12 protein-coding genes and 1 pseudogene are annotated in these 14,006 nt (G+C 59.8%); 4 read left to right on the top strand and 9 right to left on the bottom strand.

The window, feature by feature from the left end; translation table 11 throughout:
* Positions 1-963 (top strand): LysR family transcriptional regulator (locus JWR14_RS22820; protein WP_299712343.1); only part of this gene is annotated, 963 nt, incomplete at its 5' end.
* A 381-nt stretch (positions 964-1,344) separates the two neighbouring features.
* On the opposite strand, the gene JWR14_RS22815 is transcribed toward JWR14_RS22820, so the two are convergent.
* The 9 genes from JWR14_RS22815 to JWR14_RS22775 all read right to left on the bottom strand — a co-directional run bounded on the left by JWR14_RS22815 (position 1,345) and on the right by JWR14_RS22775 (position 9,320).
* Complete coding sequence (locus tag JWR14_RS22815) at positions 1,345-1,770, bottom strand: biopolymer transporter ExbD (RefSeq protein ID WP_213761849.1); 426 nt, start codon at positions 1,768-1,770, stop codon at positions 1,345-1,347.
* Between the two features lie 12 nt (positions 1,771-1,782).
* Positions 1,783-2,583: a MotA/TolQ/ExbB proton channel family protein gene (locus tag JWR14_RS22810; RefSeq protein WP_299712338.1), complete on the bottom strand. Its 801-nt coding sequence runs from the start codon at positions 2,581-2,583 to the stop codon at positions 1,783-1,785.
* A gap of 81 nt (positions 2,584-2,664) precedes the next feature.
* The gene (locus tag JWR14_RS22805) at positions 2,665-3,441 is read right to left on the bottom strand and encodes an energy transducer TonB (RefSeq protein WP_299712335.1); all 777 of its coding nucleotides are present in this window, start codon (positions 3,439-3,441) and stop codon (positions 2,665-2,667) included.
* Positions 3,442-3,776: 335 nt separating this feature from the next.
* Positions 3,777-4,013, bottom strand: coding sequence for a (2Fe-2S)-binding protein (locus JWR14_RS22800; protein WP_299712332.1), 237 nt, complete (start codon positions 4,011-4,013; stop codon positions 3,777-3,779).
* A gap of 266 nt (positions 4,014-4,279) precedes the next feature.
* Positions 4,280-5,236 carry a glutamate racemase gene (gene murI / locus JWR14_RS22795; RefSeq protein WP_299712328.1) on the bottom strand — a complete coding sequence of 319 codons (957 nt, stop codon included), beginning with the start codon at positions 5,234-5,236 and terminating at the stop codon, positions 4,280-4,282.
* Positions 5,237-5,249: 13 nt separating this feature from the next.
* Complete coding sequence (gene bfr / locus JWR14_RS22790; protein WP_089158863.1) at positions 5,250-5,726, bottom strand: bacterioferritin; 477 nt, start codon at positions 5,724-5,726, stop codon at positions 5,250-5,252.
* Positions 5,727-5,943: 217 nt separating this feature from the next.
* A complete protein-coding gene (locus tag JWR14_RS22785) occupies positions 5,944-7,479 on the bottom strand; it encodes a fumarate hydratase (protein WP_299712323.1) in 1,536 nt (511 codons plus the stop codon).
* 80 nt (positions 7,480-7,559) lie between these two features.
* Positions 7,560-8,147 (bottom strand): TIGR00645 family protein, encoded by a 588-nt coding sequence (locus JWR14_RS22780; protein WP_299712320.1) that lies wholly within the window; start codon positions 8,145-8,147, stop codon positions 7,560-7,562.
* A gap of 261 nt (positions 8,148-8,408) precedes the next feature.
* Positions 8,409-9,320, bottom strand: a complete 912-nt coding sequence (locus tag JWR14_RS22775; protein ID WP_299712317.1) for a DMT family transporter — start codon at positions 9,318-9,320, stop codon at positions 8,409-8,411.
* A 421-nt stretch (positions 9,321-9,741) separates the two neighbouring features.
* On the opposite strand from JWR14_RS22775, the gene acs reads away from it, so the two are divergent.
* The 3 genes and pseudogenes from acs to JWR14_RS22760 form a co-directional block, all read left to right on the top strand.
* Positions 9,742-11,724, top strand: a complete 1,983-nt coding sequence (gene acs, locus JWR14_RS22770) for an acetate--CoA ligase (RefSeq protein ID WP_299712314.1) — start codon at positions 9,742-9,744, stop codon at positions 11,722-11,724.
* Between the two features lie 139 nt (positions 11,725-11,863).
* Positions 11,864-12,211, top strand: coding sequence for a DUF4212 domain-containing protein (locus tag JWR14_RS22765; RefSeq protein WP_299712311.1), 348 nt, complete (start codon positions 11,864-11,866; stop codon positions 12,209-12,211).
* A 7-nt stretch (positions 12,212-12,218) separates the two neighbouring features.
* Positions 12,219-14,006 (top strand): annotated as a pseudogene (locus JWR14_RS22760) (VC_2705 family sodium/solute symporter); the annotation flags it as partial.

Below are 14,006 nucleotides of genomic sequence, written 5' to 3'. Positions count from 1 at the left end.
ATGAAACCTGATTCGCATGACCTCAATGACCTGATGTATTTTTCGTACGTTGTCGAGCACGGCGGTTTCTCGGCGGCGGAGCGGGTGCTGGGTATCTCGAAGTCGCGCTTGTCGCGGCGCGTGTCGGAGCTTGAGACGTCGCTGGGTGTGCGTTTGATGCAGCGGTCCACGCGAAAACTCGCACTGACCGAGGCCGGCCAACTCTTCTACCAGCATTGCAAGGCGATGCTGGCCGAAGCCCAGGCCGCTGTCGATATCGTGCATAGCCTGCGGGATTCGCCGCGCGGCAGTGTGCGGGTCAGCGTGCCGGTGACGATCGCGCAGACGTTTTTGTCGGAGGTGATGCCCGATTTTTTGCATCGATACCCCGAGGTTCGCGTCGTTTTGAGCGTAACGAATCGCGTGATCGATTTGTTCGAAGATGCTATTGACGTTGCATTGCGGGTGCGCTCGGAACCTCCCGTCAATTCGACAATCGTTGCGCGCCCGCTGTGGCGCACGGAACAAATGCTGGTGGCAGCCCCCTCGCTGCTCAAGCCGAATGCGCCGCCGCTCACGCCGTCGGAGCTGGCGCAGTTCGATACGATTGACGTCCCGGCCACCGACGGCCGCCACGTTTATCGCCTGACCGCGCCCGACGGCACGCGTCACGAATTCGAGCACGAACCGCGCCTTGTCACCGCGGACCTCGGCATGATCCGCGAAGCGGTGCTGCGTGGCGTAGGTATCGCCGCGTTGCCGGAGATGATGTACGGCGCTGCGTTGCGCACAGGCCAGATGTCACCCGTCATGCCCGGGTGGACTTTTCCGGCGCCGCAACTCTATGCGGTGTTTTTATCGCGGCAGGGCATGGTGCCGGCAATTCGCGCTTTCGTCGATTTTCTTGTCGAGTCGATCAATGACAGCAATCGCTTCCCGGGAGAATGTCCTCTCCCCACGGAGCCCGCTCGCGAAACAGTGTGACTAATCGCGCCGTATGCGTAAGTTTCTGACATTGAAGCGTGCACTTGCGATGGTCAGATTCAATCGCTGCTGCCTTGAACGTGCTGTGCTCGGGCGCTATATTGAAATCTCTTCGCTAAGGAGCTGCTTATGCGAAAACTCACGGCCGCTTTTATAGTAGGCCTGATAGGGCTAATCGCGCTGTCCGTGTCGAGCACGGCTGTCGCATGCAGCGATACTGCGGATTCGAATGTCTCGACGCCAAAGTAAACGCTAGCCCGAATGTGCCGGCGCGCACACAAAAAAAGGCCTTCATCATTGCGATGAAGGCCTTTTACTTTTGGGGCTTCGGAAGGGGCTTCGACACTCTTCGAAGCCCGTACGCGCGCAAATCGTGCCGCGCTACTTCCCGCCCGCCTTCGGCTCGGTGACAAAGCCGATCTTCGATAACCCGCCGCCTTGCGCAGCCGACATCACATCGGCAACACGCTCATACGGCACCTTGCGATCCGCGCGCAAACGCAGTTCCGGTTGCGGCGTCTGCTTTGATGCGTCGGCGATGCGCGACTGCAGCGCGGCGTCGTCGACCTTCTGGTCATTCCAGAGCACCGTTCCGTCCGCTTCGACAGCAACGTCCACATGTGCCGGTTTCGTGTCCTGCGGCTGGCTGCTCGCCTTCGGCAAGTCGATTTTCACCGCATGGTTGATCGCGGGAATCGTGACAAGAAAGATGATCAGGAGAACCAACATGACGTCGACGAGCGGCGTCATGTTGATCTCGCTCATCATGCCGTCGTCCTCGTCACTGGAGAAAGGGCTCATGGCCATGGCGACGTCCCCTTAGCTCACACGCGATGCAGGCTGCTTGGATCCGGACGTAGACCCGGCAGCGGGCGCCGTCGCAGTGCTAGCAGCGTGTTGCGTAGCCAGGCGCAGGCCGTCTCCGCGCTTGCTGGACGCGAGTTTGGTGCCCGTCACGAAGAACGCGTGCAGGCCGTGCGCGAAACGGTTCAGCTTCGTGACAATGGTCTTGTTCCCGCGCGTCAGCGCGTTGTAACCGAGCACCGCCGGAATCGCGACGAACAGGCCGAACGCCGTCATGATCAGCGACTCGCCGACGGGTCCTGCGACTTGATCGATGGACGTCTGACCGGTTGCACCAATGGTCAGCAACGCGTGATAAATCCCCCACACCGTGCCGAACAAACCGACGAACGGCGCCGTGCTGCCGATCGATGCGAGCACGGCGAGCCCCGCCTGCATGCGTCCGACGCCTTCGTCCATGGTGTCCTTCAGGCAGCGCGTGATCCAGTCCGACACGTCCATGCGGTCGTGCAGATGCGGTTGCGTCTGATGGTGATGATCAGCGGCGTCCTGACCCGAGAGGGCGAGCGCGAGGAACGGATTGTCCTGCGCGCTCGAGGAATGGCTGCTCAGCTTCTTGATGCCGTCGGCGAAATCATCCGAGTGCCAGAACGCCTGCTCCGCATTCTTCGTGAGGCGCTTCAGGCGCACCACGTTCAGGCCCTTCACCAGAATCACTGTCCACGACAGGATCGACATGATCGCCAGCGCGAGCGCGATACCCCGCGTGACGAAATCCCCTTGCGCCCAGACATGCGCCAAGCCGTAGTTTTGCATTGCAGTTCCTGTAGATATCTAGAAATTAGGTCGAATTTTTTGTGTTGTTCAGCGTTCGTTGGATTGGTCTCGACGGTCGCGCTAGTCGTTCAAACCAAATACGAACGGCTGGGAATACGCAGCGCGGATCGCCACGCCGTTTTCCTTGTAGGGCTTGCATGCGCTTGAGCGCATGGCGTCGAGCGCGGCGTCATCCAGTCGCGACGAACCGCTGCTCTTCTTCAACTCGATGTTCTCAATCTTTCCTGTCAGCCCGACGACGAATTTCACCAGCGCCGTCCCCGATTCCCCGCGACGCCGCGACATCGCCGGATAGTCTGGCACCGCGATGTTGCATTCAAGATGCGCGACGTCCTTCGGCGCGTTGAGCTCCATGGTCGGACGCCCGATAGCCGGCGCCGCTGCAGCCGGCGCTGCCGCAACGGGCGGCGTAGGCGGAGCAGGTGCGGGCTCAGGCGCGGCTGCCGCAACAGGCGAGGGCGCCGTGGTTTCCGGCAACGGAGTCGGCGCGGCCTTCACGTGCGGCTGAATGACCGGCTTGGGCTTCGGTTGCGGCTTCGGTGGAACCGGTTTCGGCGGCGGAGGCACGGGCGTCGACTGAATGGCCACAGGCGCTGCGACAGGTTGCGGCGGCGCGGGACTGATCAGTTCGGCAGTGATCGTCTTCGAAACGATCGCGAGCTGCGGCGGCTCATTTCGCATCGTGAGCACCACCGCGAGCAGAGCCACGTGAATCGCCACCACAGCGACACTCGCGGCAATCACACGCGGATTGAGGCCTGGGGATTCGATCGAACGGGAGGAGTGAGCGTTAAGCGCCGCGGCCGAGTTGCCGGGCGAGATCAGGGGAGACGGCATATCAGCGTGGTTCTACGGCGGTGACACCGTACGAACAGCGAAAGCCCATGCAGCATGTGAGACTGGAGGACTTCATTTTCGAAAGATGAGCAGAGAAATAAACAGCGTGGCCACGAAACCGATCAGCAATTCCATCATTCCCTCCTTGGACGGGGGTTGGCGGGCTGGCTTAATGTGACCTGGCTTGCGGGCGGAGAAGCGGGGACTGCGATTTAGCCCTGGAAAGGCTGGCGACGGGTGACGATCGGCTTGAAAATCACGCGCCGGAGCTTCTGCATAGTCATTGCAGTGCAGTAACGCAGCACCGGTCGAATCCCCGTTGACCTGGAGCGGCCTTACGCGGCCTTGCGTTCGTAGAACGTCAGCGGTACCGCTTGATGCTGATCACCGCGAGCGCCGCAATGCGACGCGCAACCGCTTTGCAACATTACGTCGCGCACGGTTTCTTCGCATTTGCCGCAGCACATGGCAACCCCCAGTTCGAATTGCAGTTCGTCGAAGGTAGCAACGCCATCCGCAATCGAGGCGCGAATCTTTCTGTCCGACACTGACTTGCACACACAGACGATCATGATTAACCGCAATAGCTAACGTTAATGCGAATTATTATCATTCCTTATGGGAAGGTTGGCAATAGGGGTGCACGGTTTTTTTCGGTGTGGAGTGGGCGGGAAAAAGGGACGGGGCGCAGAGGCTTGTCGCACAAGGCGCCGTGCTTGTGTAAAAAACTGAAACCGCGCGCTTCGAAGGGTTTTTTTAGCCCTTGAAGGGGGATTTCAAGGCCTGGAGCGAGGAATCCGCGGTTTGGGATCGGTTGAGGCCATCTGGAAATGCGGCCTCAGACCGGATCGGATTCCAGTGCCAGCGTCCGCCGTGAAGGGATCACGATGTGTTCGACAGTTACATCCAGTCCGAGCAGCGACGCTGCGAGTTGCCGCAGAGCCCGACCGTCGTTGGTGGAGTAAAAGCGCGGCAATTCGACTGCCTGAGCTTGATTATGAGCTTGAGCCTGAGCAGGCGCGGCACGCAGTCCGAACGAATCCAGTTGCCGTTCGAGTTGCCGCGCAATCGCGACACTCGTATCGACTAGCTTGAGCCGGTCGCCGGAAATGGAGCGGATGGCTTCATCGAGAAAGGGGTAGTGCGTACAGCCGAGCACCAGGGTGTCTGCGTTGGCGTCGAGCATGGGCTGCACGTAGCTTCGCAGCAGCGCAACGAGTTCAGGTGAATTCGTGTCGCAACGTTCCACTGCCTGCACGAGGCCGTGCCCCGGTTGCAGGATGAAGTGGCAATCACTGGTATGGCGTTCAGCCAGCGCTTGAAAGCGCGCGCTGCGTAATGTAACGGCTGTTGCCAATACGCCCACCACGCGCGTTTGCGACGTGAGCGCTGCTGGCTTGATACCCGGTTCCACGCCGATCACAGGAATGGGCAAGCGTTCGCGGGTTTCAGCGATTGACTGCGAGGTCGCCGTGTTGCATGCAACCACCAGCGTCTTCGCGCCCTGCGACACCAGCCATTCGCCGATCGCGAGCGTCCGGTCGGCGATAAAGTCGTCGTCGCGTTCACCATACGGCGCATACAACGAGTCCGCAACGTAGATCAGCCGTTCGTCCGGCAAGGCGGCGCGCACTGCGCGCAACACGGACAAACCGCCGAGGCCCGAATCGAAAATAGCCACGGGCGCGCTCGAACCTGCCGCCTCGGGAGAGGAACTGGCAACTGAGCTAACCGCAGAACTAACAGCAGAACTGCCAGCGGAGCTAATCGCTGAACGAAGGGCGTCGAAGGGCATTGTGGCCGGTAGTTTACTCGTTCTCGCCCATCATGGTTTGCTGATAGTTCTGGATGCCGACCTTCGCCACCAGATCGATCTGCGTTTCCAGCCAGTCGATATGCTCTTCTGTATCGTCGAGAATTTTCACGAAAATTTCACGCGAGATGAAATCGCGAACCGATTCGCAATACGCAATCGCTTCCTTGCACGTGCTCTGTGAAATCTGTTCGAGCTTCAAGTCGCACTTAAGGATTTCTTCGGTCTCTTCACCGATCAGCAGCTTGTGCAGGTCCTGAAGGTTCGGCAGGCCGTCGAGCATGAAAATACGCTGGATCAGCCAGTCGGCATGCTTCATTTCGCCGATCGACTCATCGTATTCATGCTTGCCGAGCTTCTCCAGCCCCCAGTGCTTGTACATGCGTGCATGCAGGAAATACTGGTTGATCGCAGTCAGCTCGTTCTTCAGCTGCTGGTTGAGGTATTCGAGGGCTTTGATATCGCCTTGCATGTTAGTTCCTTGTGTGGGCGTTTCAGCTTTTCAAACATAACCGCTCAAGTTTAAAAAGCCAACATGAAAAATGGTGTTTTCCCCGCTATTTAGCGGAGATTTCGTATTTCCGCGGAGTGAAATGAGAATGAAAATGGTTCTCTGCGCAATAGCCCGAAAATGAAAGAGCCGGGCACGTGGCCCGGCTCTCTTTAACGCGTACTGCTGAGACGGTAGTTTAAACCGTCGCGACCGGAATCTTGCCGATCTTTGCTTGCCATTCCTTCGGACCCGTCTGATGGACAGAGGTCCCGGTCGAATCAACGGCGACGGTCACCGGCATATCCTGCACGTCGAATTCGTAGATGGCTTCCATGCCCAGGTCTTCAAACGCGATGACCTTCGCGCCGCGAATCGCCTTCGACACCAGGTACGCCGCACCGCCCACTGCCATCATGTATGCGGCCTTATGCTTCTTGATTGCCTCGATAGCAACCGGGCCACGCTCGGCCTTGCCGATCATCGAGATCAGGCCGGTCTGCGACAGCATCATGTCGGTGAACTTGTCCATGCGCGTGGCCGTGGTCGGACCTGCGGGGCCAACGACTTCATCGCGGACGGGATCGACCGGGCCGACGTAATAGATCACGCGATTCGTGAAATCGACGGGGAGCTTTTCGCCTTTGGCGAGCATATCGGCAATACGCTTGTGTGCGGCGTCCCGTCCCGTCAGCATCTTGCCCGACAGCAGCAGTGTCTGGCCCGGCTTCCATGCTGCCACTTGTTCCTTCGTCAGCGTGTTCAGGTCCACGCGCTGGCTCGTCTCTGTATTTGCGACCCATTCGACTTTCGGCCAGGCGTCGAGCGAAGGCACATCGAGTTTCGCCACGCCTGAACCGTCGAGCGTGAAATGCGCGTGGCGCGTTGCTGCGCAGTTCGGGATGATCGCGATCGGCTTCGATGCCGCGTGTGTGGGAGCCGCCATGATCTTCACGTCGAGCACGGTGGCGAGGCCGCCCAGACCCTGCGCGCCGATACCGAGCGCGTTGACCTTCTCGTGCAGCTCCACGCGCAACTCTTCGATCCAGTCCTGCGGTCCGCGTGCGATGACGTCCTGGATATCGATGGCGTCCATCAGCGATTCCTTCGCCATGACCATCGCTTTCTCCGCCGTCCCGCCGATGCCGATGCCGAGCATGCCGGGCGGGCACCAACCGGCGCCCATCAACGGCACGGTTTTCAGCACCCAGTCGACGATGGAGTCCGATGGATTCAGCATAGCGAACTTCGTCTTGTTCTCCGAGCCGCCGCCTTTGGCTGCGATCTGGACATCGACTTTATCGCCGGGGACGATCTCGTAGTGGATCACCGCTGGCGTGTTGTCCTTCGTGTTTTTGCGCGCGCCTTCGGGCGGACTCACGATGGATGCGCGCAGCACGTTATCCGGATTCAGGTAACCGCGGCGCACGCCTTCGTTGATCATGTCGGTGACGCCTATGGTGGCCGAACCTGACTCGCTCGCCCACCGCACGTCCATGCCCACTTTCACGAACACCGTGACGATACCGGTGTCCTGGCAGATCGGTCGATGGCCTTCCGCGCACATGCGGCTGTTCGTCAGGATTTGCGCGATGGCGTCTTTTGCAGCCGGACTCTCTTCGAGTTCGTACGCGCGGCCGAGCGCCTGGATGTAGTCGAGCGGATGGTAATAGCTGATGTGCTGCAGCGAATCCGCAATGCTCTGGATCAGGTCTTCCTGCTTGATGATGGTCATGGCTTGAACGTGTGGAGACGGTACGTTATCGGGACTGTTTGCGGCGCTTTAAGAAGCGCTCATGGGTGTTGTTCTGCTGCTTACTCGTGCGCCTTCGCGGGCGTGCCGGAAGGCTCATGAAAATGCTCCGGATGCGTGTGCGTGGTCAGACGGTCGACCCACGCCATGATCAGCGCCGACGCGAGGAACGCCACGTGGATGATTACCTGCCACATCACCGCGTGTTCGGAGTACTGGTCCGGGTTGATGAAGGTTTTCAGCAGATGGATGGACGAAATGCTGATGAGCGCCATGGACAGCTTGACCTTCAGCACGCCGGCGTTCACGTGATCGAGCCATTCCGGCTGGTCGGGGTGACCTTCCACGCCAAGTCGTGAGACGAAGGTCTCATAGCCGCCCACGATCACCATGATCAGCAGGTTCGAGATCATCACCACGTCGATCAGGCCGAGGACGACCAGCATGATGTTGGTCTCGTCGAGCGTCGTCATGTGGGTGACGAGGTGCCAGACCTCCTTTAGGAACAGCACGACGTAGACGCCCTGCGCCACGATCAGGCCGAGATACAGCGGCACCTGAAGCCAGCGGCTCATGAAAATGACGGCGGGAAGCGGCTTCATTGAAGGGCGGGGAGGACGGGTGCCGGGGATGTTCGGGGATGCGGACATGAGCGGTGCCGGGTCGTGGAAGGTTGGTTGATTCGAGTAACTGCTTTGGTCGTGGCGAGTGCGAACCCGGGCGAACCGGGATTTCATGCACATTTTTTTGAGAAAGCCCGGTATTGTAGCGCGCCGCCGCCGCCGGGTTGCGGGTCAACCCTGAGCAAGCCCGCATGCGGCGCGGGCTCCAAAACCTTCTCAGTGGCGGTTCCGACGCACGTGCCAAGCGTGTGCCAAACGCGTGCGGAACCCATTTGGAAGGCGTCCCGGTTAAGAAATCATCTGCGGCGCGGTTTTCGCCTTCATGCTGGCCAGGATTATCCCGGTGACCACGCACGCCAGTGCGATTCCGTGCGCGATAGTCGGCCGTTCGCCAAGAAACACAATGCCGTAGAGCGCTGCCGCGATCGGCAAGAGGCCGGAAAATACGCCGGCGAGGCTGCCATCCACGTGCCGGATACCTTTCATCCACAGCCAGAACGAAAAGATGCTCGCCGACAGTCCATACCAGAGCACGAGGCTCCAGACACTCGGGCTGACGCTGCTGTAATCGAAGCTGACGAGCGCCGAAAACCCAAGCGGGAGCATCAGCAAGAAGCCGAAGAAATGCGTATAGGCGCAGATATCGATGGCGGGAAGCGTCTGCGTCAGGCGTCGCGACAGAATCACGTAGAACGACTCGCAACATACCGCGCCGAGCACCATCAGGTTGCCGAGCAACGAAGTATCGTGTGACGCGCTACCCGCTCCGTGCGCGCCGGCCGTCCCTTGTGAGACGTTGATCACGACTACGCCGGCAATAGCGAGCGCGATGGAAATTAACGCACGCCCGTTCGGGCGTTCCTGCAGGAACAACCAGGAGAACAACGCGACGACCGCCGGAATCGTGCTGGTGATCACGCCTGCCGCGACCGCGCTCGTGCGCTGTACGCCGTTGAGCATCAGCAGCGTGAACATGAAGGTGCCGAAGAACGCCTGCAGGAACAAGTTGGCCCACTCGCCGCGCTCGACCAGCCTGATCTTCGCGGGACGCAGCAACGGCCAGAGCACCGCCATTGCAATGACGAAACGCAGCAACGCGAACAGCGAGACGGGAATGAAAGCAACCACCGACTTGCCGACGCCGACATTGCTTCCAACCAGCAGCATGGCTGCGATGAGGTACAGCGCGTAACGATTCAAGCTGGAATCCGGACGGCGAGTTCAGTTAACATGGCGTGGCGCGTCATGGATCGCGCTTAATGAAAGTGGCCCGGAAGTAGCCAAGCGAAGCAGCGCGCGAGAGCAAAGCGCATCATTGTATTAATGGGTTGAAAGGGCCGCATTGTAAAAGTGCCGGCCCCTACGTGTATACCCCGTGGTCATTGGCTGGATTGCGTAAGTAGCGGGTAAGGCGCGCGGCTTATCTTCCCGGTATGAAGCCTGGCGCGCGTATGCTGCGCTGCACGAGCAGGCCACGCACAGAGGCAGGAGACACGGCATAACGCCTGGCAACACGCGTATGCCGTCCACGCCTGAAGACATAGCGGCTTCGGAGCTTGCGCTTCGGAATCGCGGCTAACAGATTCACCATCAAGGTTCACCATCAAAGAAGGGGTTGTCGATGTCTGCGATTGAATCCGTACTCCAGGAACGCCGTATTTTCCCGCCTTCGGCCAAAGCAACGGCCGGCGCAGCGATCTCTGGCATGGACGCGTACAAGGCTTTGACGTCCGAAGCCGAACGCGATTACGAAGGCTTCTGGGCGCGACTTGCACGCGAAACGCTTAGCTGGCACAAGCCGTTCACAACCGTGCTCGATGAATCGAATCCACCGTTCTTCAAGTGGTTCGAAGACGGCGAAATCAACGCGTCGTATAACTGCATCGACCGTCATGTGGAAGCCGGGCATGGCACGAAGAACGCGATCATCTTCGAAGCCGATGACGGCGCCGTCGTCAACGTCACGTACCAGGATCTTCTGCAGCGCGTCTGCCGCTTCGCCAATGCGCTGAAAAAGCGCGGCGTGAAGAAGGGCGACCGCGTGGTGATCTACATGCCGATGTCGGTGGAAGGCGTAGTCGCCATGCAAGCCTGCGCGCGCATCGGTGCGACGCACTCGGTCGTGTTCGGCGGGTTCTCATCGAAGTCGCTTAACGAACGGCTCGTGGACGTGGGCGCCGTTGCGCTCATTACGTCGGACGAACAAATGCGCGGCGGGAAAGCGTTGCCGCTGAAAAATATCGCCGATGAAGCCATTGCAGCCGGCGGTTGCGATGCGGTCAAGAGCGTGGTTGTGTACAAGCGCACGGGCGGCAAGATCCAATGGCACGAAGGCCGCGATCTCTGGATGCACGAGCTGGTCGAGCATGAATCCGATACGTGTGAGCCGGAATGGGTCAGCGCCGAACATCCGCTGTTCATTCTCTACACGTCCGGTTCCACGGGCAAACCGAAGGGCGTGCAGCACAGCACCGGCGGCTTTTTGCTGTGGGCCGCGCAGACGATGAAGTGGACCTTCGACGCCAAGCCGGACGACGTCTTCTGGTGTACCGCCGACATTGGCTGGATCACGGGGCATAGCTACATCGCATATGGTCCGACCGCTATTGGCGCGACCCAGGTCGTGTTCGAAGGCGTGCCGACCTACCCGAACGCCGGGCGCTTCTGGGACATGATCGCGAAGCACAAGGTCACGATTTTCTACACCGCGCCGACCGCTATCCGTTCACTCATCAAGATGGCCGAAGCCGATGCAAAAGTGCATCCGAAGAGCTTCGATCTGTCTTCGCTGCGCATTCTCGGCACGGTCGGCGAGCCGATCAATCCGGAAGCGTGGATGTGGTATCACGAGAACGTGGGCCGCGGTGTTTGTCCTATCGTCGATACGTGGTGGCAGACCGAAACCGGCGGCCACATGATTACGCCGCTGCCGGGCGCAACGCCTCTAGTTCCGGGTTCCTGCACGCTGCCGTTGCCGGGCATCATGGCGGCTGTCGTCGATGAAACCGGTCAGGACGTGCCGAACGGGCAGGGCGGGATTCTGGTTATCAAGCGGCCGTGGCCGTCGGCGTTGCGCAACGTGTGGGGCGATCCGGACCGCTACAAGAAGAGCTACTTCCCTGAAGAGCTCGGCGGCAAGCTGTACCTCGCCGGTGATGGCGCGGTGCGCGACAAGGACACGGGTTACTTCACGATCATGGGCCGGATTGACGACGTGCTGAACGTGTCGGGGCATCGGCTTGGGACCATGGAGATCGAGTCGGCGCTGGTGTCGAATCCGATCGTGGCGGAGGCTGCGGTGGTCGGCCGTCCCGACGATACGACCGGCGAAGCAGTGTGCGCGTTCGTCGTGCTGAAGCGCTCGCGCCCTGAAGGCGATGAAGCCAAGCAGATCGCCAATGAACTGCGCGCGTGGGTCGCGAAGGAGATCGGTCCGATCGCGAAACCGAAGGACATCCGTTTCGGAGAGAACCTCCCCAAGACCCGTTCAGGCAAGATCATGCGGCGGTTGCTGCGATCGCTTGCGAAGGGCGAGGAGATCACGCAAGACATCTCGACGCTCGAGAATCCCGCGATCCTCGATCAACTCGGTGAAGCGCATTAATTTGGCTTTAGTATCATCTGGCTTGAAAGAACGGCTCCCTGTTTCAGGGAGCCGTTTTTGCATCGCGAGCCTGTACTTCCAACCGGCGCACGATGTCGATCCCGATTGCCGCTTCTTAAAGCATTTGGTAGATAAGCACATGTCTTCAATTCCACCGCCTGCTTCGAGTCTTGCCGGACCACCGCCCGTCACGGAGGCGATGGCGCACGCGCATCGGGTGTACTGGCGAATGAATCTTGCGCTGATATCGGTGCTGATGCTGATCGGATTCGCGGTCTCGTTCGGCATTCCGCTCATGGCGACGCAGCTCGCTCACGTGCGTTTCGCAGGCTTCCCGTTGCCGTTCTACTTTGGCGCACAGGGGGCAATCCTCGTTTATGTGGCGTTGATCGTGGTGTATATCGTGCTGATGCAATTCGCTGATGCCCGTCTGCAACGGACTCTTGCCCTGCTTGCAGTGCCTGCCATCGATAAGCCCGAGCCATGAATTGCCGATGAAGCTCACCCATCGACTCATCCGGGCCTACGCGCTTTACACGCTGGGCTTCTTCCTGTTCATCTATGTGATGGCGCGCATCGAGCGCGTGACCGGGCCGGGCATGTGGATCGGTTACGTGTTCCTGTTCGTGCCAATAGCTGTGTACGCCGTGATCGGTTTGTTGTCGCGGACGTCAGATCTGGTCGAGTATTACGTGGCCGGGCGACGCGTGCCGTCCGCGTTCAACGGTATGGCAACCGCGGCGGACTGGTTATCGGCGGCGTCGTTTATCGGGCTGGCCGGGTCCATCTACGCAACCGGTTACGACGGGCTCGCCTACATGATGGGCTGGACTGGCGGCTATTGTCTCGTTGCGTTCCTGCTTGCGCCGTATGTGCGCAAGCTTGCTCGCTACACCATCCCCGACTTTCTCGGCACGCGCTTTTCCAGCAACCTCGTGCGAGGGATCGCGGCGTTCGCGGCCATCCTGTGTTCGTTCGTTTATCTTGTCGCGCAGATCCAGGGCATCGGGCTGATTGCGTCGCGGTTTATCGGTATCGATTTCGCTATCGGGATCTTCTGCGGGCTCGCCGGTATTCTCGTGTGCTCGTTTCTTGGCGGCATGCGTGCGGTCACGTGGACGCAAGTCGCGCAGTACATCATCCTGATCAGCGCCATGCTGATTCCTGTGTCGATGATCGCGCATCGCGAGGGGCTCGGCTGGTTGCCGCAGCTTTCGTATGGGCGCTTGCTGGAGCGCGTGGAAGTGCTCGAGCGCGCGGTTGAACACTCGCCAGAAGAAGCCAGGGTCCGCGACGATTACCGGCGTCAGGCGCAGGAGATCCAGACACAGATCGATGAATTGCCCGCGTCGTTTCATACCGAGCAGGCTCAGTTGATGGAGGAGATAGCGGACTTGCGCCGGCATAACGGGCCGTTGCGCGATATCAACGAGCGGGAAAGCGAACTGGCGTCGTTTCCGAAGACGCCCGCTGAGGCGAATGTGCAATGGATCCGCGCTCGCGATGCGATGCTCGAACGCGCCGCGCCACCGGTGCCGGTGGCTGAAGCATTCCCCCCTTCCGACGATGAAAGCGCCCGGCTGCACAGGCGGAATTTCTTGTCGTTGTTGCTGTGTTTGTCGTTGGGGACCGCGAGTTTACCGCATATCCTGACGCGCTATAACACGACCACATCTGTGGCTTCCGCGCGGCGCTCGGTTGGCTGGACGCTGTTTTTTGTCGCGCTGTTTTATGTGACCGTGCCCGTGCTCGCGGTGCTGATCAAGTACGAGATGCTGACGGGAATTGTTGGGCACAAGTTCGCCGATCTTCCTACGTGGGTCATGCAATGGCGCAAGGTGGAGCCGTATCTGATTCATATCGGCGATGTGAACGGCGATGGCATTGTGCGCTGGTCCGGTATTCAGATGCAGCCGGATATGGTGGTGCTTGCTGCGCCGGAGATTGCCGGGTTGCCGTATGTGATGTCCGGTTTGATCGCGGCGGGTGCGTTGGCTGCTGCGCTTTCTACAGCCGACGGCTTGCTGCTGACGATCGCGAATGCGCTCTCGCACGATGTTTATTACTGCATGGTCGACAAGACTGCGAGCAGTCAGCGAAGGGTCACCATATCGAAGATATAGTTGTTGGGCGTGGCGTTGTTTGCTTCTTATGAGGCTTCGCTCAATACGGGAAATATCCTGTTTCTTGTGGGGGCGGCGTTTTCGTTGGCGGCGTCGAGTCTGTTTCCGGTGTTGGTGCTCGGGGTGTTCTGGAAGCGGACGACGAAGCTCGGGGCGGTC

It is taken from the genome of Caballeronia sp., from assembly GCF_028292365.1.
Taxonomy (GTDB): Bacteria; Pseudomonadota; Gammaproteobacteria; order Burkholderiales; family Burkholderiaceae; genus Caballeronia.
The sequence above is the reverse complement of the archived record's forward strand: the minus strand, read 5'-3'. Positions and strand labels throughout refer to the sequence as shown.

Bases quoted from the DNA above. Each gene is read 5' to 3' on its own strand.
- JWR14_RS22815 (WP_213761849.1), bottom strand. From the start codon at position 1,770: ATGGCCATGAGCCCTTTCTCCAGTGACGAGGACGACGGCATGATGAGC.
- JWR14_RS22810 (WP_299712338.1), bottom strand. From the start codon at position 2,583: ATGCAAAACTACGGCTTGGCGCATGTCTGGGCGCAAGGGGATTTCGTC.
- JWR14_RS22805 (WP_299712335.1), bottom strand. From the start codon at position 3,441: ATGCCGTCTCCCCTGATCTCGCCCGGCAACTCGGCCGCGGCGCTTAAC.
- JWR14_RS22800 (WP_299712332.1), bottom strand. From the start codon at position 4,013: ATGATCGTCTGTGTGTGCAAGTCAGTGTCGGACAGAAAGATTCGCGCC.
- murI (WP_299712328.1), bottom strand. From the start codon at position 5,236: ATGCCCTTCGACGCCCTTCGTTCAGCGATTAGCTCCGCTGGCAGTTCT.
- bfr (WP_089158863.1), bottom strand. From the start codon at position 5,726: ATGCAAGGCGATATCAAAGCCCTCGAATACCTCAACCAGCAGCTGAAG.
- JWR14_RS22785 (WP_299712323.1), bottom strand. From the start codon at position 7,479: ATGACCATCATCAAGCAGGAAGACCTGATCCAGAGCATTGCGGATTCG.
- JWR14_RS22780 (WP_299712320.1), bottom strand. From the start codon at position 8,147: ATGTCCGCATCCCCGAACATCCCCGGCACCCGTCCTCCCCGCCCTTCA.
- acs (WP_299712314.1), top strand. From the start codon at position 9,742: ATGTCTGCGATTGAATCCGTACTCCAGGAACGCCGTATTTTCCCGCCT.
- JWR14_RS22765 (WP_299712311.1), top strand. From the start codon at position 11,864: ATGTCTTCAATTCCACCGCCTGCTTCGAGTCTTGCCGGACCACCGCCC.